The organism is Pseudomonas frigoris, from assembly GCF_047758635.1.
GTDB lineage: Bacteria > Pseudomonadota > Gammaproteobacteria > Pseudomonadales > Pseudomonadaceae > Aquipseudomonas > Aquipseudomonas frigoris.
This window is the reverse complement of sequence record NZ_CP180479.1, coordinates 1465703-1487978: the sequence shown is the minus strand read 5'-3', so window position 1 is coordinate 1487978 and position 22276 is coordinate 1465703. Positions and strand designations below refer to the sequence as shown.

The 22276-nt window shown below is 58.5% G+C and carries 21 protein-coding genes; 15 read left to right on the top strand and 6 right to left on the bottom strand.

Annotation, left to right across the window (positions count from 1 at the left end):
* Positions 1-68: 68 nt before the first annotated feature.
* Positions 69-359 carry a hypothetical protein gene (locus tag ACMXYH_RS06645; RefSeq protein WP_415766649.1) on the bottom strand — a complete coding sequence of 97 codons (291 nt, stop codon included), beginning with the start codon at positions 357-359 and terminating at the stop codon, positions 69-71.
* A gap of 417 nt (positions 360-776) precedes the next feature.
* Here ACMXYH_RS06645 and argF point away from each other — a divergent pair, with 417 nt between their 5' ends.
* Positions 777-1697 carry an ornithine carbamoyltransferase gene (argF, locus tag ACMXYH_RS06640; RefSeq protein ID WP_129438034.1) on the top strand — a complete coding sequence of 307 codons (921 nt, stop codon included), beginning with the start codon at positions 777-779 and terminating at the stop codon, positions 1695-1697.
* Positions 1694-2803 carry an ABC transporter ATP-binding protein gene (locus tag ACMXYH_RS06635; protein ID WP_283181534.1) on the top strand — a complete coding sequence of 370 codons (1110 nt, stop codon included), beginning with the start codon at positions 1694-1696 and terminating at the stop codon, positions 2801-2803. The genes argF and ACMXYH_RS06635 overlap by 4 nt, the downstream gene beginning before the upstream one ends.
* A gap of 114 nt (positions 2804-2917) precedes the next feature.
* Here the strand turns inward: ACMXYH_RS06635 and ACMXYH_RS06630 are convergent, their stop codons facing one another.
* Positions 2918-3700, bottom strand: a complete 783-nt coding sequence (locus ACMXYH_RS06630; RefSeq protein ID WP_415766648.1) for a PhzF family phenazine biosynthesis protein — start codon at positions 3698-3700, stop codon at positions 2918-2920.
* A gap of 106 nt (positions 3701-3806) precedes the next feature.
* Positions 3807-4277 (bottom strand): Cys-tRNA(Pro) deacylase, encoded by a 471-nt coding sequence (ybaK, locus tag ACMXYH_RS06625; RefSeq protein ID WP_007971306.1) that lies wholly within the window; start codon positions 4275-4277, stop codon positions 3807-3809.
* A 370-nt stretch (positions 4278-4647) separates the two neighbouring features.
* Here ybaK and ACMXYH_RS06620 point away from each other — a divergent pair, with 370 nt between their 5' ends.
* The 4 genes from ACMXYH_RS06620 (at position 4648) to glpD (ending at position 9873) form a co-directional block, all read left to right on the top strand.
* The gene (locus tag ACMXYH_RS06620) at positions 4648-5499 is read left to right on the top strand and encodes an MIP/aquaporin family protein (protein ID WP_415767663.1); all 852 of its coding nucleotides are present in this window, start codon (positions 4648-4650) and stop codon (positions 5497-5499) included.
* 75 nt (positions 5500-5574) lie between these two features.
* Entirely contained in the window at positions 5575-7080 is a 1506-nt protein-coding gene (gene glpK, locus ACMXYH_RS06615; RefSeq protein WP_129438040.1) for a glycerol kinase GlpK, read from the top strand.
* A 239-nt stretch (positions 7081-7319) separates the two neighbouring features.
* On the top strand, positions 7320-8075 hold the full coding sequence (locus ACMXYH_RS06610) for a DeoR/GlpR family transcriptional regulator (RefSeq protein ID WP_007916700.1): 756 nt from the start codon (positions 7320-7322) through the stop codon (positions 8073-8075).
* A gap of 259 nt (positions 8076-8334) precedes the next feature.
* Entirely contained in the window at positions 8335-9873 is a 1539-nt protein-coding gene (gene glpD, locus ACMXYH_RS06605) for a glycerol-3-phosphate dehydrogenase (RefSeq protein ID WP_129438042.1), read from the top strand.
* A 62-nt stretch (positions 9874-9935) separates the two neighbouring features.
* On the opposite strand, the gene ACMXYH_RS06600 is transcribed toward glpD, so the two are convergent.
* A complete protein-coding gene (locus tag ACMXYH_RS06600; protein WP_415767662.1) occupies positions 9936-10823 on the bottom strand; it encodes a LysR family transcriptional regulator in 888 nt (295 codons plus the stop codon).
* A gap of 105 nt (positions 10824-10928) precedes the next feature.
* Here ACMXYH_RS06600 and ACMXYH_RS06595 point away from each other — a divergent pair, with 105 nt between their 5' ends.
* The 9 genes from ACMXYH_RS06595 (at position 10929) to ACMXYH_RS06555 (ending at position 20172) form a co-directional block, all read left to right on the top strand.
* Entirely contained in the window at positions 10929-12296 is a 1368-nt protein-coding gene (locus ACMXYH_RS06595; protein ID WP_415766647.1) for an MFS transporter, read from the top strand.
* Entirely contained in the window at positions 12277-12687 is a 411-nt protein-coding gene (locus tag ACMXYH_RS06590) for a DUF4440 domain-containing protein (RefSeq protein ID WP_415766646.1), read from the top strand. The genes ACMXYH_RS06595 and ACMXYH_RS06590 overlap by 20 nt, the downstream gene beginning before the upstream one ends.
* Positions 12688-13012: 325 nt before the next feature.
* Complete coding sequence (locus ACMXYH_RS06585) at positions 13013-13939, top strand: glutamate/aspartate ABC transporter substrate-binding protein (RefSeq protein WP_129438050.1); 927 nt, start codon at positions 13013-13015, stop codon at positions 13937-13939.
* A gap of 350 nt (positions 13940-14289) precedes the next feature.
* Positions 14290-15036, top strand: a complete 747-nt coding sequence (locus tag ACMXYH_RS06580) for an amino acid ABC transporter permease (protein WP_074874021.1) — start codon at positions 14290-14292, stop codon at positions 15034-15036.
* Positions 15036-15707, top strand: a complete 672-nt coding sequence (locus tag ACMXYH_RS06575; protein WP_129445065.1) for an amino acid ABC transporter permease — start codon at positions 15036-15038, stop codon at positions 15705-15707. Before ACMXYH_RS06580 ends, ACMXYH_RS06575 begins: the two co-directional genes overlap by 1 nt.
* On the top strand, positions 15704-16438 hold the full coding sequence (locus ACMXYH_RS06570) for an amino acid ABC transporter ATP-binding protein (RefSeq protein ID WP_046047081.1): 735 nt from the start codon (positions 15704-15706) through the stop codon (positions 16436-16438). The genes ACMXYH_RS06575 and ACMXYH_RS06570 overlap by 4 nt, the downstream gene beginning before the upstream one ends.
* A gap of 169 nt (positions 16439-16607) precedes the next feature.
* On the top strand, positions 16608-18509 hold the full coding sequence (locus tag ACMXYH_RS06565) for a sensor histidine kinase (protein WP_415766645.1): 1902 nt from the start codon (positions 16608-16610) through the stop codon (positions 18507-18509).
* The gene (locus ACMXYH_RS06560) at positions 18506-19834 is read left to right on the top strand and encodes a sigma-54-dependent transcriptional regulator (RefSeq protein ID WP_415766644.1); all 1329 of its coding nucleotides are present in this window, start codon (positions 18506-18508) and stop codon (positions 19832-19834) included. Before ACMXYH_RS06565 ends, ACMXYH_RS06560 begins: the two co-directional genes overlap by 4 nt.
* A gap of 8 nt (positions 19835-19842) precedes the next feature.
* Complete coding sequence (locus ACMXYH_RS06555; protein ID WP_177327890.1) at positions 19843-20172, top strand: GlpM family protein; 330 nt, start codon at positions 19843-19845, stop codon at positions 20170-20172.
* A gap of 196 nt (positions 20173-20368) precedes the next feature.
* Here the strand turns inward: ACMXYH_RS06555 and ACMXYH_RS06550 are convergent, their stop codons facing one another.
* Complete coding sequence (locus ACMXYH_RS06550) at positions 20369-21034, bottom strand: DsbA family oxidoreductase (RefSeq protein ID WP_129438056.1); 666 nt, start codon at positions 21032-21034, stop codon at positions 20369-20371.
* Between the two features lie 187 nt (positions 21035-21221).
* A complete protein-coding gene (locus ACMXYH_RS06545) occupies positions 21222-22241 on the bottom strand; it encodes an alpha/beta fold hydrolase (protein WP_415766643.1) in 1020 nt (339 codons plus the stop codon).
* Positions 22242-22276: the final 35 nt, after the last annotated feature.

Below are 22276 nucleotides of genomic sequence, written 5' to 3'. Positions count from 1 at the left end.
CACTGCTGCGCCAGCGACGTTCGTCTTGTGAATTGGCAACTATCAGGCCAGCCGATGACCATCGGGGATCAGTTCGGCGGCAGCCTCGGCGGCCCCTGCAACTGGATCTCCTGGATGGTTTCGATCTGCTCTTGAGCGACATGAACACCGGTGAGTTCGCCGATCAGCCGCCAGTGCTCGTCCAGCCCGGTGCTGATGGTTGCCATGCGGTCGATCATCCGCCGGCCGGCGGCCTTGGTCACTTCGTCTTCACTGCGCATCAACTCGAAGGACATCGAGGTCATGGACGCGGTGAGGTGGGTGAGCGAGCGGGCGGTGAGGCCAAGTAATTCCATTAACTGTCGTTCTTTCGATTCCATTCCGAAGGCTTCCTGCGTCGTTCGTGCGTTAGTTATAACCCGCCACTTTGCTTTAGCAAATGTTTCAGACCAGACACATCCTCCAATCCTGAGTATAAATGTTTCGAATGACAGGTCAGAAACCGACCGTTGCTACGCCTTTCCCGCCCCGTTTGATTGCAAAGCCCCGCGACCCCGGTGTACAAATGACGGGCTGCTGTCAGGAAACAGGCTTCAAAAGCGCTACTGCGGTCATCCCGTAGCCCCTCTGAAATCCCCAAAAAACCGTAGCCCTATTGGTAAGACGCGACATTTAATTATAAGATCGCGCCTTCCCCTATTTCGTCGCCCCGTGCGGCTTACGCCGCAGGTCTCGCCCGTTTTTTTGTTAAACAAGGCTTTGAGTATCTGCGGTCTGTTGCAAAAAGGTAGTCAATGATGAGCGCAAGGCACTTTCTCTCCCTGATGGATTGCACGCCCGAAGAGCTGGTCAGCGTGATCCGTCGAGGCGTTGAGCTCAAAGACCTGCGTAACCGCGGCGTACTGTTCGAGCCTCTGAAAAACCGCGTGCTCGGGATGATTTTCGAGAAGTCCTCGACCCGCACCCGTATTTCGTTCGAAGCCGGCATGATCCAGCTCGGTGGCCAGGCGATCTTCCTGTCGCCGCGCGACACCCAACTGGGCCGTGGCGAGCCGATCGGCGATGCCGCCATTGTCATGTCGAGCATGCTCGATGCGGTGATGATCCGCACGTTTTCCCACAGCACACTGACCGAATTCGCCGCCAATTCGCGCGTCCCGCTGATCAACGGCCTGTCCGATGACCTGCACCCGTGCCAGTTGCTAGCCGACATGCAGACGTTCCTCGAACACCGCGGTTCGATCCAGGGCAAAACCGTGGCCTGGATCGGCGACGGCAACAACATGTGCAACAGCTATATAGAAGCGGCGATCCAGTTCGACTTCCAGTTGCGCATCGCGTGCCCGGAAGGCTTTGAACCCAACCCTGAATTCGTGGCGAAGGCCGGTGATCGGGTCACCATCGTCCGCGATCCGAAGGATGCCGTACGCGGCGCCCACCTGGTCAGCACCGACGTCTGGACCTCCATGGGCCAGGAAGAGGAAACCGCCAAACGCCTTAAGCTGTTCGCGCCGTTTCAGGTCAACCGCGCCCTGCTCGACCTGGCCGCCCCGGACGTGCTGTTCATGCACTGCCTGCCGGCCCACCGTGGCGAGGAAATCAGCGTCGACCTGCTCGATGACAAGCGTTCCGTCGCGTGGGATCAAGCCGAAAACCGTCTTCACGCACAAAAGGCCCTGCTCGAGTTTCTCGTCGAGCCGGCGTATCACCACGCATGAGCCATCCATTACTGCTGAACCTGCGCAACCTCGCCTGCGGCTACCAGGACCAGCGCGTCGTGCAGAACCTCAACCTGCATTTGAATGCCGGCGACATCGGTTGCCTGCTGGGCTCATCGGGCTGCGGCAAAACCACCACGCTGCGGGCGATTGCCGGTTTCGAACCGGTACACGAAGGTGAAATCCAGTTGGCGGGCGAGACAATCTCCCGCGCCGGTTTCACCCTTGCCCCGGAGAAACGCCGGATCGGCATGGTATTCCAGGATTACGCACTGTTTCCGCATTTGAGCGTGGCCGAGAACATCGCCTTCGGGATCCGCAAGCATCCGCAAAAGGATCGCGTCACCGAAGAGTTGCTGGAACTGGTCAACCTGAAAAACCTCGGCAAGCGCTTCCCGCATGAGCTGTCCGGTGGTCAACAGCAGCGCGTCGCACTGGCCCGTGCCTTGGCGCCGGAACCGCAACTGCTGCTGCTCGACGAACCCTTCTCCAACCTTGATGGCGAGCTGCGACGCAAGCTCAGCCATGAGGTGCGCGATATCCTCAAGGCCCGTGGTACCAGCGCGATTCTGGTGACCCACGACCAGGAAGAAGCCTTCGCTGTGAGCGACCATGTGGGGGTTTTCAAGGAAGGTCGCCTGGAACAGTGGGACACGCCTTACAACCTTTATCACGAACCGCTGACGCCGTTTGTCGCCAGTTTCATCGGTCAGGGTTATTTCATTCGCGGTCAGCTGAGCAGCCCCGAGTCGGTGCAGACCGAACTGGGTGAGTTACGCGGTAATCGTGCCTACACCTGGCCGGTTGGCGGTGCGGTGGATGTGTTGCTGCGTCCGGACGATATCGTTTATGCACCGGACAGCACGCTGAAGGCGCGGATTGTCGGCAAGTCTTTCCAGGGTGCGTCCACCTTGTATCGCTTGCAGTTGCCGACCGGCGCGCAGCTGGAATCGATTTTCCCGAGTCATGCCGATCATCTGGTGGGTTCAGAGGTCGGCATTCGTGTCGCGGCTGAACACCTGGTGCTGTTTCAGGCGTCGGGCAGTACGGCGGCGCAGATTCCGGTCGTCGAGTCCGGTGTCCGCCGCTACAGCAGCGCCCACTGACAAACACAACTCCTGTGGGAGCGAGCTTGCTCGCGATAGCGGACTGTCAGTCAATGATGATGTCGACTGACAGTCCGCAATCGCGAGCAAGCTCGCTCCCACAGTAGGTTTCGGTCAACCGAGCATTAGCGTTCCGCTTGCAACGAGCGTCGCATTCCCGCCGATTTTCACCCGATCCCCTTCCAGCCGACAGAACAACTCCCCGCCTCGAGCCGAGCGCTGACAAGCCGTCAGGCTCGACTTGCCCAAACGTTTCGACCAGTACGGAATCAGGCTGCAATGGGTGGAACCCGTCACCGGGTCTTCGTTGATGCCGATCGCCGGCGCGAAGTAGCGGGAAACAAAATCATGCTGGCTGCCCCTGGCCGTGACAATTGCTCCTGGCCACGGCAGTTTCGCCAGTGCCGCCATGTCCGGCTGACATTCGAGCACCGCCTGTTCGGATTCCAGCACCACGAACAACTCGTTCGCCCCCAGCACATCAACCGCTTCCACACCCAGCGCGCGCTCGACATCCAGGGTCACGCCCACTTCCGATGGCATGATCGCCGGGAAATCCAGCCACAAGCGCTCACCCTCACGGCTCACACTCAGCGGGCCAGACTTGCAGACGAAGTCCAGGCGCTCGACCGGCTCTTTATAGATTTCAAACAGAACGTAAGCGCTGGCCAGGGTTGCATGACCGCACAACGGCACTTCGGTAGTCGGGGTAAACCAGCGGATGTGCCAGCCCTGCCCTTCGCGTACCACGAAAGCGGTTTCGGCGAGGTTGTGCTCGGCGGCGATCTTCTGCATCAACTCATCGGCAAGCCAGGCATCGAGGCGATAGACCATCGCCGGGTTGCCACTGAACGGCCGATCACTGAACGCATCGACCTGATGAAACTCAAGCTGCATAACCTTCTCCCTTTGTCAGGCCACGGAGCATGAAGCTGCCGACAACCCGGCACCAGTGACAGAGCCAGTAAATTTGCACCATACAGCGCCGGGCCGGAAGCCCTCGTCAGGCGCGGCCGATATCGGCGAACTTCGCCTGGGTATGTTCGGCCAGCACCGCGGGTGCCAATTCGACTTCCAGCCCACGTCGCCCCGCACTGACAAAAATGCTGGCGAAGGGCTGAGCCGAATTATCGATAAAGGTACGCAAGCGCTTTTTCTGTCCCAGCGGGCTGATCCCACCCAACAGGTAACCGGTGGATCGTTGCGCAGCGGCAGGATCGGCCATTTCGACTTTTTTCACGCCCGCAGCATGCGCCAGGCCCTTTAAGTCCAGACTTCCGACGACCGGCACCACGGCCACCAACAATTCACCTTTCTCGCTCGCCGCCAGCAAGGTCTTGAACACCTGCGCCGGATCCAGCCCCAGCTTCTCCGCGGCCTCCAGCCCGTAGGACGCTGCCTTCGGATCATGTTCGTAACTGTGCACGCGATGTTCGGCACGAACTTTTTTCAACAAATCCAATGCGGGGGTCATGACAGCTCCAGACTGGGTGGCAGAAGAAAAATACTGCGCTGGATTCTAGGGCATTGATCGACAAATGGCTCTATTGCGGCGCTATTTCAAAGGCTTGGCGGCGCCTTATGCCGTTCGTCCACCTTCAGCCTGCCGCGTGAACGATGCGGTCATTCATGTGACTAATAGTTCGATTGTGACTGACGGTTCACTTTCGACCTTTGACAGCAGCGTTTCTTGTCTATATTTTTTCGAATCTGAATACTGTACGAATGTTCCTATCGCAGCACCCAGCAGTAGGCCGAGAACAGGATGGGGATCCTGTCTCGGTGAAAATCGCGCTTTGAGCATGATGAAAAAGCGCCAGACAACAACAAAAACGAGGTTTTCAATGACAACTGCTTTACAACAACCGTCGCTCTCGAGCCAATGCATGGCCGAATTTTTGGGTACTGCACTGCTGATCTTTTTTGGTACAGGTTGTGTTGCCGCGCTCAAGGTCGCGGGTGCCAGCTTCGGCCTTTGGGAAATCAGCATCATCTGGGGGATCGGCGTGAGCATGGCGATCTATCTGACCGCCGGCGTTTCCGGGGCTCATCTCAATCCCGCCGTCAGCATTGCCCTGAGCATTTTCGCTGACTTCGAAAAGCGTAAACTGCCGTTCTATATTCTCGCCCAGATTGCTGGCGCCTTCTGTGGAGCGTTGTTGGTTTACACGCTGTACAGCAATCTATTCTTCGATTACGAACAAACTCACCATATGGTTCGTGGTACTCAGGCCAGCCTCGAATTGGCGTCGGTGTTCTCCACCTTCCCCAACCCGGTGCTGACCACGGCACAAGCCTTCCTGGTTGAAGTGATCATTACTGCCATCCTGATGGGCGTGATCATGTCCCTGACCGACGACAACAATGGCTTGCCAAAGGGTCCGCTCGCTCCGCTGCTGATCGGCCTGCTGATTGCCGTGATTGGTAGTTCGATGGGGCCGCTGACCGGTTTTGCGATGAACCCGGCGCGCGATTTCGGTCCTAAACTGATGACTTTCTTCGCTGGCTGGGGTGAAATTTCCTTCACCGGCGGGCGCGACATTCCGTATTTCCTGATTCCGATTTTTGCACCGATTGTCGGTGCCTGCCTCGGTGCTGCAGCTTATCGCGGGCTGATTGCCCGTCATCTGCCCAGCGCCCTACCTGCTACAAAGGACGCAGCACCGGCCATTGACGGCAAACCAAGAACTTCTTGATACCGTTGGCGTGTGATCCTGCCCATCAGATCACGCGCCGGACCTCACTCCCTTTTTTCGTCCAAGGCAATCGACATGACCGACACTCAGAATAAAAACTACATCATTGCCCTCGATCAGGGTACGACCAGCTCCCGCGCGATCATTTTCGACCGCGACGCGAACGTGGTCTGCACCGCCCAGCGCGAATTCGCACAGCATTACCCGCAAGCCGGTTGGGTCGAACACGACCCGATGGAAATCTTCGCTACCCAAAGCGCCGTGATGGTCGAGGCCTTGGCTCAAGCCGGCCTGCATCACGATCAGGTCGCCGCCATCGGTATCACCAACCAGCGCGAAACCACCGTGGTCTGGGACAAGACCACCGGCCGCCCGATCTACAACGCGATCGTCTGGCAGTGCCGCCGCAGCACCGAGATCTGCCAGCAGCTCAAGCGCGACGGTCACGAGCAATACATCAGCGAAACCACCGGCCTGGTTACCGACCCGTACTTCTCCGGCACCAAGCTCAAGTGGATCCTCGACAACGTCGAAGGCAGCCGCGAACGTGCGCGCAAAGGCGAGCTGTTGTTCGGCACCATCGACAGCTGGCTGATCTGGAAATTTACCGGCGGCAAAGTGCACGTCACCGATTACACCAACGCCTCGCGCACCATGCTCTTCAACATCCACACACTGGAGTGGGACGCGAAGATGCTGGAGGTGCTGGATATTCCGCGCGAGATGCTGCCGGAAGTTAAATCCTCGTCCGAAATCTACGGCCACACCAAAAGCGGCATCGCCATCGGCGGTATCGCGGGTGACCAGCAAGCGGCCCTGTTCGGCCAGATGTGCGTCGAGCCCGGCCAGGCGAAAAACACCTACGGCACCGGCTGCTTCCTGCTGATGAACACCGGCGACAAAGCTGTGAAATCCAAGCACGGCATGTTGACCACCATCGCTTGCGGCCCGCGCGGCGAAGTGGCTTACGCGCTGGAAGGTGCTGTGTTCAACGGCGGTTCTACTGTTCAGTGGCTGCGTGACGAACTGAAGATCATCAATGACGCCCACGACACCGAATACTTCGCCAACAAGGTCAAGGACAGCAACGGCGTGTACCTGGTACCCGCCTTCACCGGCCTGGGCGCTCCTTACTGGGACCCGTATGCCCGTGGGGCATTGTTCGGCCTGACTCGCGGCGTACGCGTGGATCACATCATTCGTGCAGCCCTGGAGTCGATTGCCTACCAGACCCGCGACGTTCTCGACGCCATGCAACAGGACTCCGGCGAACGCTTGAAATCCCTGCGTGTGGACGGCGGTGCCGTCGCGAACAACTTCCTGATGCAGTTCCAGGCCGACATCCTCGGCACTCAGGTCGAACGTCCGCAAATGCGCGAAACCACCGCACTCGGTGCGGCTTACCTGGCTGGTCTGGCGTGTGGCTTCTGGGGCAGCCTGGATGAGTTGCGCGGCAAGGCTGTGATCGAACGCGAATTCGAACCGACCCTGGACGAAACCGCGAAGGAAAAACTCTACGCTGGCTGGAAAAAAGCCGTCAGCCGCACCCGCGACTGGGAACCGCATGAAGGCGCTGAATAAGCCAAGCTGAGTACTCGTATCTGTATGTCCAAATAGCGTGAAAGCGTAGCGAGCGAAGGTAATACAAGGCAAAAACAGGCGAGGACGCGGAGTTTACGAGGTTGTAAATGAGCAGTCCGAGCCTGTTTTTAACGCAGGATTGCCGAGCGCAGTAGCTTTCACGTTATTTGGAAACTGGTAGGGAGCAGATTCCTGCGTCATCATGGGCAAATTTTGCACGGCAGCCCAAAGGAAGCCCCATGAATCTGCCTCCCCGTCAGCAGCAAATCCTCGAACTGGTCCGCGAACGCGGCTATGTCAGCATCGAGGAAATGGCTACGCTGTTCGTAGTTACACCGCAAACCATCCGCCGCGATATCAATCAGCTCGCGGAAGCTAATTTGTTGCGTCGCTACCACGGCGGCGCAGCCTACGATTCCAGCGTCGAAAACACCGCCTATGCCATGCGTGCCGATCAGATGCGCGATGAAAAGCAGCGTATCGGTGAAGCCATTGCGGCTCAAATCCCGGATCACGCCTCGCTGTTCATCAATATCGGTACCACCACCGAATCCATCGCCCGGGCGTTGCTCAATCACAATCACCTGAAGATCATCACCAATAACCTGCATGTAGCCTCGATGCTCAGCGCCAAGGACGACTTCGATGTCCTGCTGACTGGCGGCAATGTGCGGCGTGACGGTGGCGTGGTCGGTCAGGCCAGTGTCGACTTCATTAACCAGTTCAAGGTTGATTTCGCCCTGGTCGGCATCAGCGGTATCGATGAAGACGGCAGTCTGTTGGACTTCGACTATCAGGAAGTTCGGGTGTCCCAGGCGATCATCGCCAATGCCCGACAGGTCATCCTCGCGGCTGACTCCAGCAAATTCGGGCGCAACGCCATGATTCGTCTGGGGCCGATCAGCTTGATTGATTGCCTGGTCACCGATCAGCAACCTGTGCCGGCGTTGGCGCAGTTGTTGAGTCAGCACAAGATTCGGCTCGAAGTCGTTTAAGGCTTTCAGCCTCTAAAGATCGTCCGAACGCGGCCCGAACCTTCGGCAGCTCCTACAGGTTCACTCGCCCCTGTAGGAGCTGCCAAAGGCTGCGATTTTTTGCTTTAAATGTTCGAAAATTTTCCTTTAACGGCTCTTCGATCAGTATTTTCAATCGAAGTTAACTGGCTGTGGGCGACTTTATGGGCTACCATTTTCGCAAATGAACATTAATGTTCGAATTCCAATACCGAAAATCATAAAAGCCCGAGGCTAGCCGATGCCCACTTCTACCTTGCCTACGCCCCCTCTTGCTGAGATCTACGATATCGCCGTCATCGGTGGCGGGATCAATGGCGTGGGGATCGCAGCGGATGCCGCCGGTCGCGGTCTTTCGGTGTTTCTTTGCGAAAAGGACGACCTGGCCAGCCACACCTCTTCAGCGAGCAGCAAGCTGATCCACGGTGGCCTGCGCTACCTTGAACATTACGAATTCCGTCTGGTGCGCGAAGCCCTGGCCGAACGCGAAGTGCTGCTGGCCAAGGCCCCGCACATCGTCAAGCAGATGCGCTTCGTGCTGCCGCACCGCCCACACCTGCGTCCGGCCTGGATGATCCGCGCCGGCCTGTTCCTTTATGACCACCTCGGCAAGCGGGAAAAACTCGAAGGCTCGAAAAGCCTGAAGTTCGGCCCGGACAGCCCGCTGAAAAGCGAAATCACCAAAGGCTTCGAATACTCCGATTGCTGGGTCGACGATGCTCGTCTGGTGGTACTGAACGCCATGGCCGCCCGCGAAAAAGGCGCCCACGTTCACACCCAGACTCGCTGCGTCAGCGCCCGTCGCACCAAGGGAATGTGGCACCTGCATCTGGAACGCGCCGATGGCAGTCTGTTTTCGATCCGCGCCAAGGCACTGGTAAACGCCGCCGGCCCGTGGGTCGCCAAGTTCATTCGTGACGACCTGAAGATGGAATCGCCGTACGGCATCCGCCTGATTCAGGGCAGTCACCTGATCGTGCCGAAACTGTACGAAGGCGAACACGCGCACATTCTGCAAAACGAAGATCAGCGCATCGTGTTCACCATTCCGTACCTGAACCACTTCACCCTGATCGGCACCACCGACCGCGAGTACACCGGCGATCCGGCTGCAGTTGCGATCACCGAAGGCGAAACCGATTACCTGTTGAAAGTGGTCAACTCCCATTTCAAGAAACGCATCAGCCGCGACGATATCCTGCACAGCTATTCCGGTGTTCGCCCACTGTGCAACGACGAATCCGACAACCCGTCGGCCGTTACCCGCGACTACACCTTGGCGCTGTCGGGCACCGGCGAAGAAGCGCCGCTGTTGTCGGTGTTCGGCGGCAAGCTGACCACCTACCGCAAGCTGGCCGAGTCGGCGCTGGCGCAACTGGCTCCGTACTTCAAGGACATCAAGCCGAGCTGGACCGCCAGCGCTACCCTGCCGGGCGGTGAAGACATGACCACCCCGCAAGCCTTGTGCGCCTTGATCCGTGACAAGTTCGACTGGGTGCCGACCGAAATCGCCCGCCGCTGGGCCACCACCTACGGCAGCCGCACCTGGCGCATGCTGGAAGGCGTGCAGAATCTCGGCGATATGGGCGAACACATCGGCGGCGGGCTCTACACCCGTGAAGTCGATTACCTGTGCAGCGAAGAATGGGCAACCACCGCGCATGACATTCTGTGGCGCCGCAGCAAGCTGGGCTTGTTCACCACCCCGGCGGAACAGGAAAAGCTCAAGGATTATCTGAGCAAGGTCGAGCAGAACCGCAGCAAGATCGAAGCGGCCTGATCGGCAATCCGGTTAAAGCAAAGCCCCTGAATCTCAAGATTCAGGGGCTTTTTTGTAGGTGCTTACTGCGCCAGATGCAGCAACAGGAAATCGATGAAGGCCCTCGATTTGTGGGGCAAATGCGGGCTGTTGGGAAACACCACGTTGACGGACTGCGAGGGCAGCGAATAGTCGGGCAACAGCCGGATCAGCCGCTCGCTGGCGATGTCGTCCTTGACCACCCAGGCGGGCAGCACCGAGACGCCTAGCGACGACAACGTCATGGAGCGGATGGCCGTGGAAGAATTGGATTCAAACTGATTGATCCCGTTGATCTCGACAGCCCCCAATTGCGGATGGCGCAACGACCACTGGGTCGGTGCCTGCAGGTTACTGTTGGCGATCCACGGCACCGAATTCAGGTCCTGAGGATTCTGCACCGGGTGACGTGCAAGAAACGTCTCGGTAGCCACCAGGACAATTTCATAATCCGCCAGTTTACGGCTCTTGAAAGCAGAGTCCGCCAAGTTACCTAAACGGATAACCATGTCTAACTTTTCCGCCACCAGATCATTGAGTGACGAGTTGAAGTTATAACAGAGTTTTATTTCCGGATAACGCTCTATAAATTGCGGTATCAACGGAAGAATAAAGGCCTCGCCGTATTCACTGGTGGAACTGAAGCGCAACTTGCCGGACACCCGATTATGCCCTTTTAATACATTATCGAAGGCGTTATCGATGTCCGCGACAATACCTTTGAACTCTTCATAAAAGTCCTGACCGATTTCGGTGAGGGATATATTTCGGGTATTTCGAATCAACAACGTCGCTGACAGCACGTCCTCCAGCGCCTTGACATGCAGACTGGCCATGGCTTTGCTGATGCTCAGGTAATTGGCAGCCTTGGTGAAAGAACCAAAATCGACCACGGCCAGGAATGTCTGGACCCGATTAAGATGAGTGTGCATAGCAATATGGCTCACTGTTAAATCCCGTCAAACATTGTTTCAAGGATAGTCGTATCGACAGTTCAAGTCCACCGCCCCTATGCTTTGCGGCAAAGGGGAAACAACATGACCTATCGCTACAAAGTTGCACTGATATTTCTGATCGGCTTTTTTATAGACTGCATTAACATCTTTATGTCGGCGGTCGCATTACCGAGTATATCGGCGGCGCTGCACGTTAGTACTTCAGACGTTGCCTGGGTGGCTAACGCTTATATTCTGGGGCTGACTCTGATCATCCCGGTCAGCACCTGGTTGGCCGGTCGTTTTGGCAGCCGGGAAATCCTCACCGCCTCGATGTTCGTATTCACCGCTTCCGTGTGGATGTGTGGGCTGGCCAATAGCTTCAACGAACTGGTGATCTGGCGCTTCGTCCAGGGAATTGGTGGCGGCCTGTTGATTCCTGTCGGCCAGGCGCTGACGTTCAACCTGTTCAAGGGCGAGCAGCGGGCGAAAATATCCACATTGGTCATGGCCGTTGCCCTGATAGCGCCCGCCATTTCACCGACCATCGGCGGTGTCATCGTCGACAGCAGTTCCTGGCGCTGGGTGTTCTATAGCAACATCCCGTTCTCGCTGATCGCGGCGCTGCTGTCCTGGTTCTGGATCAACGAAGCGCGGCCGACGAGTTTGCCCCGACCCGACATCAAGGGCTTGCTGCTGGTCAGCGCGGCACTCGGCAGCCTGCTGATGGGCATGTCGTTGTATGGCGGCGACGCTCCGGCATGGGTGGCCGCCCTCTTCGTCATGGCCGGCGTTACTTTCGTCGTGCTGTACGGGCTGCACTTCCGAACATGCAAAAACCCGATCATTGAACTGAGCCTGCTCAAAAGCAAAAAACTCAGCACCTCCATCTTTATCTATTACGCGATTCCCGGTGTGTTCACGGGGGTCAACTTGATGAGCATCTTCTTCCTGCAAAACACCCTGCACTTCAGTGCCCGACTGACAGGGATGTTCATGATCCTCTACGCCATCGGCGCGTTCATCGCGATGCTGATCTGTGGCCGAGTCTATAACCGGATGGGCGCGAAGCGGCTTTTTGCCCTCGGCATGCTCTCGCACAGCGCCGGCATCGCCACCCTGTTACTGGTGAACGATCCCTCAGATTTTCTGGTGATTGTCATCGCCTACAGCTTGATGGGGATCGGCGGCGGCATCGGCGCCAACACAGCACAAACCACGTCGCTGATGGACTTCGAGGGCAATGACACTCACAAGGCCAGTGTCATCTGGAACATCAACCGACAGATGTCATTCAGCATCGGCGCTGCCCTCTTCCTGATGGTTTTCAACCTGCTCTTGAAGCATTTCGATACCACCCAGGCCTACCACGTGACCTTCGCCATCGCCGCACTGGCAGGCTTGTTTCCACTCTTTCAACTGAGTCAGTTGAACACTCAAAAGGACTGTCATGCACAACAAAATAGTTGAACAGGCGCAACACAGCATTCATCACGTGCACGAGTTGATCCACACCCTGTTCACCGACGCAAACGGTAAGGGGCAGACCGCTTTCGAGCCGCTGATGTCGGCATTCGCCGAGCACTTCACGATGGTCACCACTTCGGCTGCCATCGTCAGCCGGGCGATGGTCGAACAGATGTTCAAGGGTGCGGTCGGCGCCAAACCGGGCCTCGATATCGTCATCAGCGACCTGCAGACGGTCTGGCAGGAAGGCAACAGCGTGGCGATTCGCTACAAGGAAACCCATCGCCTCAACCAGCGTGAAAGCTCACGGGTTTCGGTGGCGATCATTGGCATGCATCACCACAACGCCCAGTGGATTTACCTGCATGAAACGCCGCTAAGCCAGGGAGGCTGATTGTCATATGAACGGCATGATCACTGGCTCTTCTATTATCTGGCCGAAAGGACGTTAGCGGCCCCGAACACCATTCGGTTTTCCGAACGCGACCTGTCAGTCGATTCGGTTAACCGGATCCCCCTGCATCAAAACTCTCGCCATAAATATTTAATAACCTTATAAATCAATAAGTTGATCTATTCAGCCTAGCCTGGCACGAGTCATGCTCTACACTCTTGGACGAATGTCCGCTGAGCCAACCCTTCAGGAGCCGGCAAGCATTCAAAGCACAAAAAGGGCCGATGAACTGGCTCCATATAAAAACAATGTCGAGGAAAATTTGATGCGCATCGTTCCCCATCTCCTGGGCGCAGCCATTGCTGCCGCTCTGATCAGCACTCCAGTTTTTGCCGCCGAACTCACCGGCACCTTGAAGAAGATCAAAGAGTCCGGCGTCATCACCCTCGGGCATCGTGACGCTTCCATTCCGTTTTCCTACATCGCGGACGCTTCCGGCAAACCGATGGGCTACTCCCACGATATCCAGCTGAAAATCGTCGAAGCCATCAAGAAAGACCTCGACCTGCCGAACCTTCAGGTCAAATACAACCTGGTCACCTCGCAAACCCGTATCCCGCTGGTGCAGAACGGCACCGTGGACGTCGAGTGCGGCTCCACCACCAACAATGTCGAGCGTCAGCAGCAAGTTGACTTCTCCGTCGGCATCTTCGAAATCGGTACCCGCCTGCTGTCCAAGAAAGATTCCGCGTACAAGGATTTCGACGACCTCAAAGGCAAGAACGTCGTGACCACCGCCGGCACCACGTCCGAGCGCATCCTCAAGTCGATGAACGCCGACAAGCAAATGGGCATGAACGTCATCTCCGCCAAAGACCACGGCGAGTCCTTCCAGATGCTGGAATCGGGCCGTGCCGTTGCGTTCATGATGGACGACGCCTTGCTGGCCGGTGAAGCCGCCAAAGCCAAGAAGGCGGATGACTGGGCCGTGACCGGCACTCCACAGTCCTACGAAATCTACGGTTGCATGGTCCGCAAGGGCGACGAGCCGTTCAAGAAGGTTGTCGACGACGCGATCGTCGCGACTTACAAGTCCGGCGAGATCAACAAGATCTACGAAAAATGGTTCATGCAGCCAATTCCGCCAAAAGGCCTGAACCTGAGCTTCCCGATGAGCAACGAGCTCAAGGCCCTGATCGCCAATCCGACCGATAAAGCGGCTGACGACAAGCCTGTAGAAAAAAAGTCCTGAATTCTAACTAACCTTATCTCCTGACAGGGCTCTGCCCTTTCAGGGGATAGTCACTCCCTGCTGGCATTTCTGGAAACACTCGAACCGGTGGCTGTCGAGCCGCTCGTGTGTGCCTGACCGTAGTGGCCTGTACGGTCAGTTCGTTAGCTCAAATTCGGTGCCGGAAGTTCATATCCAAGGCGCTGTGACGAGTCATAGCCCGCTATGGCGAGGAACAGCAACGCAGGAGATGGACTTCCGGGGCCGGAGTTGAGCTGACAGAACTGACCACACAGGCCACCTAGGTCGGGCGGGAACGGAGCTTCCCCAGGCGGGCACTTGTACATCGATCGATCTGAGGGGAGACCCTAATGAATTACAACTGGGACTGGGGCGTGTTCTTCAAGTCCACCGGCGTGGGCAGCGAGACATATCTCGACTGGTACGTCGCCGGTTTGGGCTGGACCATCGCCATCGCCGTCGTGGCCTGGATCATTGCCCTGCTGCTGGGCTCGATTCTGGGCGTCATGCGCACCGTGCCGAACCGCATCGTATCGGGCATCGCGACCTGTTACGTCGAACTCTTCCGTAACGTGCCGCTGCTGGTTCAACTGTTCATCTGGTACTTCCTGGTGCCCGACCTGCTGCCTCAGAACCTGCAAGATTGGTACAAGCAGGATCTCAATCCGACCACCTCGGCGTACCTGAGCGTTGTCGTGTGCCTGGGCCTGTTTACCGCCGCTCGCGTTTGCGAACAAGTGCGTACCGGCATCCAGGCGCTACCGCGTGGTCAGGAATCCGCCGCTCGCGCCATGGGCTTCAAGCTGCCACAAATCTACTGGAACGTGCTGCTGCCCCAGGCTTACCGGATCATCATTCCGCCGCTCACCTCGGAATTCCTGAACGTGTTCAAGAACTCTTCCGTCGCGTCGCTGATCGGCCTGATGGAGTTGCTCGCGCAGACCAAACAGACCGCCGAGTTTTCCGCCAACCTGTTCGAAGCCTTCACCCTGGCAACGCTGATCTACTTCACGCTGAACATGGGCCTGATGCTGCTGATGCGCATGGTCGAGAAGAAAGTGGCCGTACCGGGCCTGATCTCCGTAGGGGGTAAATGATGGAATTCGACTTCTCGGGCATCATCCCGTCCCTGCCGGGCCTGTGGAACGGCATGGTCATGACCCTGCAACTGATGGCGCTGGGCGTGTCCGGCGGGATCATCCTCGGCACGATCCTGGCGCTGATGCGCCTGTCCCACAGCAAACTGCTGTCGAACATTGCCGGCGCCTACGTTAACTACTTCCGCTCGATTCCCCTGCTGCTGGTCATCACCTGGTTCTACCTGGCGGTGCCGTTCGTACTGCGCTGGATCACCGGCGAAGACACCCCGATCGGCGCGTTTGCCTCGTGCATCGTGGCGTTCATGATGTTCGAAGCGGCGTACTTCTGCGAAATCGTCCGGGCCGGCGTCCAGTCGATTTCCAAGGGTCAGATGGGTGCAGCCCAAGCCCTGGGCATGACGTATGGTCAGATGATGCGGTTGATCATCCTGCCGCAAGCATTCCGCAAGATGACCCCGCTGCTGCTGCAACAGAGCATCATCCTGTTTCAGGACACCTCGCTGGTCTACGCGGTCGGCCTGGTGGACTTCCTCAATGCCTCGCGTGCCAGTGGCGACATCATCGGTCGCTCCAACGAGTTCCTGATCTTTGCAGGTCTCACGTACTTCACAATCAGCTTTGCCGCCTCGCTGCTGGTCAAGCGTCTGCAAAAAAGGTTTGCCGTATGATCTCTATCAAGAATGTCAACAAGTGGTATGGCGACTTCCAGGTACTGACTGACTGCAGCACCGAGGTCAAAAAAGGCGAAGTGATTGTGGTGTGCGGGCCATCCGGCTCCGGCAAATCCACCCTGATCAAATGCGTCAATGCCCTGGAACCGTTCCAGAAAGGCGACGTGGTGGTCGATGGCACGTCCATCGCCGACCCGAAGACCAACCTGCCGAAACTGCGTTCGCGCGTTGGCATGGTGTTCCAGCATTTCGAACTGTTCCCACACCTGACCATCACCGAAAACCTGACCATCGCGCAGATCAAGGTGTTGGGCCGCAGCAAGGAAGAAGCCACCAAGAAAGGCCTGCAACTGCTTGAGCGCGTCGGGCTGTCTGCCCATGCGCATAAGCATCCGGGCCAGCTCTCCGGTGGTCAGCAACAGCGTGTGGCGATTGCCCGAGCGCTGGCGATGGACCCGATCGTCATGCTGTTCGACGAACCGACTTCGGCGCTGGACCCTGAAATGGTCAACGAAGTACTCGACGTGATGGTGCAACTGGCCCACGAAGGCATGACCATGATGTGCGTGACCCACGAAATGGGCTTCGCCCGCAAAGTGGCGGACCGGGTGATCTTCATGGACCAGGGCAAGATCATCGAAGACTGCAAGAAAGAGGAGTTCTTCGGCGACATCAACGCTCGCGCCGAGCGAACGCAGCATTTCCTCGCCAAGATTCTGCAGCACTAAAACCTACACGGCCGCCCCTGTAGGAGCTGCCGCAGGCTGCGATCTTTTGATGTTGGCGCCAGCTCAGGCAACAAGTTGCCTGCTGAGCAGATCAAAAGATCGCAGCCTGCGGCAGCTCCTACACGGGATCTTCGGGGCTTGTAGTTGTGGTTGACCCAAGGCATCTGTGATGAAATGCGACCCCACTCTCTATCGCGCCGCGCCGCCATCACTCGCCGTGAAACCCCGTCTGATTCGCCATCTGTTCCTGCCGCCGCTGGTCATCGCCCTGATGATCGGATTGGGTTACCTCGGCTTCTGGGTCAGTGAACACTACGGGATCCGCAGCCTCAGCGAGAACGGCCAGCGTCAGCTGGAACTGCACGCCCGCGCCGTCGAGAGCGAGATCAGCAAGTACACCTACCTGCCCAGCCTGCTGGAACTCGAATCCAGCGTTTCGAAGCTGTTGGCCGACCCGTCACCGGAACACCGGCAGACGGTCAATGAATACCTCGAAGGCCTGAACCGGCGCAGCCGCAGTCGGGCTATCTATGTGATGGATACCACCGGCCGTGTCATGGCCACCAGTAACTGGCGCGATGTCGACAGTTACCTGGGCGAAGACCTGTCCTTCCGCGCCTATTTCCAGAATGCCGTGCGCGGTCAGCCGGGGCGCTTCTATGGCATCGGCAGCACCAACGGCGAGCCCGGTTATTACCTGGCGCATGGCCTGGAAGAACACGGCAAGATCATCGGCGTCGCAGTGGTCAAGGTCCGCCTCGAAGCCATGGAAGAACGCTGGCAGCGCGCACGGCTGGAAGCTTTCGTCAGCGACGAGAACGGCATCATCATTCTTTCCAGCGATCCGGCACGGCGCCTGAAATCGGTTGTGCCGCTGAGCGACGAAACAAAAGAAAAACTCGCTCGCAGCCTTCAGTACTACTGGTTCCCGCTGAACGAACTGCAACCGCTGGCCCGGGAAAAACTGGCCGAAGGCGAGGAAAAACTCACCTTCCCCGCCAACAGTGAAGTGGAATCCAATGAAGAGGACATCAGCTACCTCTCGCAAACCCGGCCATTGAGCGATACCCCGTGGAATTTCACCCTGCTCACCCCCCTGCAGGATTTGCGTCGCGAAGCGATCAATCAGGGGATTCTGGTGGCGGTGGCGTTTGCCCTGGTGGCGTTCCTGCTGATCGCCTGGAACGAGCGGCGCAAGGTCATTGCCACGCGCCTCGCCGCCCGGGAAGCCTTGCAGGAAGCCAACAATCAACTGGAGCGTCGGATTACCGAACGCACCACTGATCTGCGCGCCAGCAACGAACGGCTCAAGGGCCAGATCCGCGAACGGCGTCTGGCCGAAGAGACGCTACGCCGCGCCCAGGATGAACTGGTGCAGGCCGGTAAACTCGCGGCCATCGGCCAGATGTCCACCAGCATCGCCCACGAATTGAACCAGCCACTGGCGGCGCTGCGGACCTTGTCCGGCAACACCGTGCGTTTTCTGGAACGCGGTCAACTGGACGTTGCCTGCACCAACCTCAAGACCATCAACGAATTGATCGACCGCATGGGCCGGATCACCGCCAGCCTGCGTTCGTTCGCTCGCCGCGGTGACGACAAAGGTCAGGCCAGCCTCGGCAAAGCGGTGGATGCAGCCTTGCAACTGCTGGGTGGTCGCGTGGAAAGCGCTCATTTGCAACTGCACCGAGACTTCGCCGATCTGCAGGTACAGATCGACCAGACCCGTCTGGAGCAGATTCTGGTCAACCTGATTGGCAACGCCCTAGACGCCATGCAGGCACAGCCGCTGCCAGAACTGTGGCTCGAAGGCGAAGAGTTCGATGGCAAATATCGCCTTCGTGTACGCGACAACGGCCACGGCATCGACGCCGAAGCGCGCAAGCATTTGTTCGAACCGTTCTTCACCACCAAACCCGGCGAACAGGGCCTCGGCCTCGGCCTGACCCTTTCTGCCAGCCTGGCCGCCGCCACCGGCGGTCATCTGGGTGTCGAGCACCCGGCCAGCGGTGGTACCACCTTCGTCCTCAGTTTACCGTTGGTAAGCCCCACTCACGCCGAGCCAATATGAACAACGACCTTAGTGTGCTGATCGTCGAAGACGACCCCCATGTGCTGCTCGGCTGCCAACAGGCGCTGACCCTGGAAGACATTCCTTGCGTGGGCGTGGGCAGCGCCGAAGAAGCGCTGGAGCGGGTCGGCGACAACTTTGCCGGGATCGTCATCAGCGACATCCGCCTGCCGGGCATCGACGGTCTGGAATTGCTGACCCGACTCAAGGCCCGCGATCGCAGCCTGCCGGTGGTGCTGATTACCGGTCACGGCGACATCTCCATGGCCGTCGGCGCAATGCAAAAAGGCGCCTATGACTTCATGGAGAAACCTTTCTCCCCCGAACGTCTGGTCGATGTGGCGCGCCGTGCGCTGGAGCAACGCAGCCTCGCGCGGGAAGTCTTTTCGTTGCGTCGGCAACTGGCGGAGCGGGATTCCCTCGAAGGCCGAATCATCGGCCGCTCGCCAGCCATGCAGAACCTGCGGGAATTGATCGCCAACGTCGCCGATACGTCGGCCAACGTGCTGATCGAAGGCGAGACCGGCACCGGTAAAGAGCTGGTTGCGCGTTGCCTGCACGACTTCAGTCGGCGGCACACCAAGCAGTTCGTCGCGCTGAACTGCGGTGGATTGCCGGAGAACCTGTTCGAAAGCGAAATCTTCGGCCATGAAGCCAACGCCTTCACTGGTGCCGGGAAACGACGAATCGGCAAGATCGAACACGCCGACGGCGGCACGCTGTTTCTCGACGAAGTGGAAAGCATGCCGCTGCCGCTGCAAATCAAACTGCTGCGGGTATTGCAGGAACGCACCCTGGAACGCCTCGGCTCGAACCAGAGCGTGGCGGTGGATTGCCGGGTGATCGCGGCGACCAAGTCCGATCTGGATGAGTCGAGCAAGGCTGGCGAGTTTCGCAGCGACCTGTATTACCGCTTGAACGTGGTGACCCTCGAATTGCCACCGCTGCGCGAACGACGCGAAGACATCCTGCAATTGTTCGAACATTTTCTGCAGCAGTCGTCCCTGCGCTTCGACCGTGCTGTGCCGGACCTGGACAATCAGACCCTGTCGAACCTGATGAGCCACGACTGGCCGGGCAACGTGCGCGAACTGCGCAACGTCGCCGAGCGTTTTGCCCTCGGCCTGCCGGCCTTCAAGAAATCCGGCGCCAGCGGCAGCAATCAGGGCCTGGCCTTCGCCGAAGCGGTAGAAGCGTTTGAACGCAACCTGCTGAGCGACGCCCTGCAGCGCAGCGGTGGCAACCTGACCCAGGCCAGCCTGGAACTGGGCATGGCCAAGACCACGCTGTTCGACAAAGTGAAGAAGTACGGGCTGAGCCACTGATGGACCTGATTCTCAAAGCAACGCTGGGCGCGGCCGTGGTGGTGATCCTCGCCGCGCTGGCCAAGACCAAAAACTATTACATCGCCGGATTGGTGCCGCTGTTTCCGACCTTTGCGTTGATTGCTCATTACATCGTCGGCAAGGGCCGTTCGCTGGAGGATTTGAAGACCACCATCGTGTTTGGGATGTGGTCGATCATTCCTTACTTCATCTACCTGGCGACGTTGTATGTGATGGTGGACCGGATGCGGCTGGAGGCTTCGCTCGCTGTAGCGGCGGTGGCTTGGTTGATGGCGGCGACGGTGCTGGTCAGCGTTTGGGTGCGCCTTCACGGCTGAGATTTTTGATCCTGCCCGAAACCCGCCTGTAGCAGCTGCCGAGCCTGCGAGGCTGCGTTCGGCTGCGTTCGGCTGCGTAGCAGTCGTAATCCGATCAATGCCGTTTTCCTGAAAGAACACGGTGGCAAGTTTTGCGACTGCTTCGCAGCCGAACGCAGCCTCGCAGGCTCGGCAACTGCTACAAGTTTTGTGGGAATCAGCTGACCGTCCCGCCCTTCGCTTCACTCATGATCTGCCGAATCGCCCCGACAAACGTCTCCACTGGCTGACCGCCAGTGACGGCGTACTGCCCGTTGAAAACAACGGTCGGCACCGAACTCACCCCGCGCGATAGCCACAGCTGCTCTTCCTCGCGAACTTCTTTGGCGAATTCATCCGACGCCAGTATCGCCTCGGCCCGCTGCCGATCCAGGCCAACGCTTTGAGCGATCTGCGCCAATTGCCCATGGTCGGACGGATTGCCGCCCTCGGTGAAATACAACTTGAACAGCGCCTCTTTCAGATTGAACTGCAACCCCTCCAGTCCCGCCCAGAACAGCAAGCGGTGGGCGTCGAAGGTGTTGTAGATGCGACTGTTGCCGTCCGTGCGAAACGCAAACCCGACCTCGGCGCCACGCGCGCGGATCATCTCGCGATTCTTCTGGGATTGCTCGGGCGTCGAGCCGTACTTCTCGGTGATGTGTTCGGTGATGTTCTGCCCTTCCGGGCCCATCTTCGGGTTCAGTTCGAACGGCTGGAAACGGATCTCGGCCTGCACCTCGTCGCCCAGCAAATCCAGGGCCCGGGTCAGGCCGTAGAGGCCGACAACGCACCAGGGACAGGACACGTCGCTGACGAAATCGATTTTCAGGGGGGCACTCATCACACACCTCGCAGACTGGAACGCGCCGGAAAGTTCGAACGATACACCCGACGAGACCGAGGTGGCAGCCGTTCCACTAATCCCTTGTGGGAGCGGGCTTGCTCGCGAAGGCATCGTGTCAGTCGCCATCTGCTTGACTGATACACCGCTTTCGCGAGCAAGCCCGCTCCCACATCTGGATTGGGGATTACAGGAGATTCGGGGTTGCCACCGGATCAATCTGCGCCCAATGCGAGGTGTCTTCGCGGTGGGCCTGCAAGTACGGCAACACCGCCGCCAGCAACGGCGCCTTGAACGCCTCCTGGAAACGATGCGCCAAACCAGGAATCAACTTCAGCTGACTGCCGCGGATATGCGCTGCCAGGTGCACACCGTGCATGACCGGCAGCAACGGATCAGCAGTGCCGTGAACCACCAGCGTCGGAACGCGCAGTTGATTGAGCAGCGCGACACGACTGCGCTCGGCGAGGATCGCCATGATCTGGCGCTTCACGCCTTCGGGGTTGAACGCCCGGTCATAGGACTGCGCCGCCTGATGCAGTAGCGCTTGCCGATCATCGCTCACCGTCGGGCTGCCTAGCGCCGCCAGCAAATCGGCTTGCTGCTCCAGCGCCACTTCGCGATTGGGCGCCCCACGACGCGACAACAGTTGCACCAACGCCGCACTCGGCGCCGGCAAGCCTTCGGCCCCGGAACTGGTCATGATCAGGGTCAGGCTCTCGACCCGTTGCGGCGCCATCGCTGCCATGTGCTGGGCAATCATCCCGCCCATGCTCGCGCCCAACACGTGGAATTGCTCGACGTGCAACGCATCCATCAAGCCAAAAGCATCGTCAGCCATATCGGTCAGGTTGTATGGCGCCGACACCGGCAAACCCAGTTTGTAGCGCAGCACTTCGAAGGTCAGGTTCGCGTCGACGGGCGTTTGCCGCCAGGTCGAGAGACCGACATCGCGATTGTCATAACGAATCACCCGAAACCCTTGCTGACACAGCGCGACCACCACCTCGTCCGGCCAGTGAATCAACTGCCCGCCAAGGCCCATCACCAGCAACAACGCAGGGTCCGACGCACGGCCGATACTCTGGTACGCCAGGCTCACCTGTGCCAGATCGACCCGCTCGGTCGGAACATTGATATCGCAACGAGACGCCGCCAAGGACGGCAGGCCGAACAACAGCGCGGCCAGGAAAAAGAAAACACGCATGAAAAACACCGAAACGCAGAACTCCAGTAGAGCGC

What these genes read in the sequence shown, in the direction of transcription:
- ACMXYH_RS06645 (WP_415766649.1), bottom strand. Translation starts at nt 359, where the DNA reads ATGGAATCGAAAGAACGACAGTTAATGGAATTACTTGGCCTCACCGCC.
- argF (WP_129438034.1), top strand. Translation starts at nt 777, where the DNA reads ATGAGCGCAAGGCACTTTCTCTCCCTGATGGATTGCACGCCCGAAGAG.
- ACMXYH_RS06635 (WP_283181534.1), top strand. Translation starts at nt 1,694, where the DNA reads ATGAGCCATCCATTACTGCTGAACCTGCGCAACCTCGCCTGCGGCTAC.
- ACMXYH_RS06630 (WP_415766648.1), bottom strand. Translation starts at nt 3,700, where the DNA reads ATGCAGCTTGAGTTTCATCAGGTCGATGCGTTCAGTGATCGGCCGTTC.
- ybaK (WP_007971306.1), bottom strand. Translation starts at nt 4,277, where the DNA reads ATGACCCCCGCATTGGATTTGTTGAAAAAAGTTCGTGCCGAACATCGC.
- ACMXYH_RS06620 (WP_415767663.1), top strand. Translation starts at nt 4,648, where the DNA reads ATGACAACTGCTTTACAACAACCGTCGCTCTCGAGCCAATGCATGGCC.
- glpK (WP_129438040.1), top strand. Translation starts at nt 5,575, where the DNA reads ATGACCGACACTCAGAATAAAAACTACATCATTGCCCTCGATCAGGGT.
- ACMXYH_RS06610 (WP_007916700.1), top strand. Translation starts at nt 7,320, where the DNA reads ATGAATCTGCCTCCCCGTCAGCAGCAAATCCTCGAACTGGTCCGCGAA.
- glpD (WP_129438042.1), top strand. Translation starts at nt 8,335, where the DNA reads ATGCCCACTTCTACCTTGCCTACGCCCCCTCTTGCTGAGATCTACGAT.
- ACMXYH_RS06600 (WP_415767662.1), bottom strand. Translation starts at nt 10,823, where the DNA reads ATGCACACTCATCTTAATCGGGTCCAGACATTCCTGGCCGTGGTCGAT.
- ACMXYH_RS06595 (WP_415766647.1), top strand. Translation starts at nt 10,929, where the DNA reads ATGACCTATCGCTACAAAGTTGCACTGATATTTCTGATCGGCTTTTTT.
- ACMXYH_RS06590 (WP_415766646.1), top strand. Translation starts at nt 12,277, where the DNA reads ATGCACAACAAAATAGTTGAACAGGCGCAACACAGCATTCATCACGTG.
- ACMXYH_RS06585 (WP_129438050.1), top strand. Translation starts at nt 13,013, where the DNA reads ATGCGCATCGTTCCCCATCTCCTGGGCGCAGCCATTGCTGCCGCTCTG.
- ACMXYH_RS06580 (WP_074874021.1), top strand. Translation starts at nt 14,290, where the DNA reads ATGAATTACAACTGGGACTGGGGCGTGTTCTTCAAGTCCACCGGCGTG.
- ACMXYH_RS06575 (WP_129445065.1), top strand. Translation starts at nt 15,036, where the DNA reads ATGGAATTCGACTTCTCGGGCATCATCCCGTCCCTGCCGGGCCTGTGG.
- ACMXYH_RS06570 (WP_046047081.1), top strand. Translation starts at nt 15,704, where the DNA reads ATGATCTCTATCAAGAATGTCAACAAGTGGTATGGCGACTTCCAGGTA.
- ACMXYH_RS06565 (WP_415766645.1), top strand. Translation starts at nt 16,608, where the DNA reads ATGAAATGCGACCCCACTCTCTATCGCGCCGCGCCGCCATCACTCGCC.
- ACMXYH_RS06560 (WP_415766644.1), top strand. Translation starts at nt 18,506, where the DNA reads ATGAACAACGACCTTAGTGTGCTGATCGTCGAAGACGACCCCCATGTG.
- ACMXYH_RS06550 (WP_129438056.1), bottom strand. Translation starts at nt 21,034, where the DNA reads ATGAGTGCCCCCCTGAAAATCGATTTCGTCAGCGACGTGTCCTGTCCC.
- ACMXYH_RS06545 (WP_415766643.1), bottom strand. Translation starts at nt 22,241, where the DNA reads ATGCGTGTTTTCTTTTTCCTGGCCGCGCTGTTGTTCGGCCTGCCGTCC.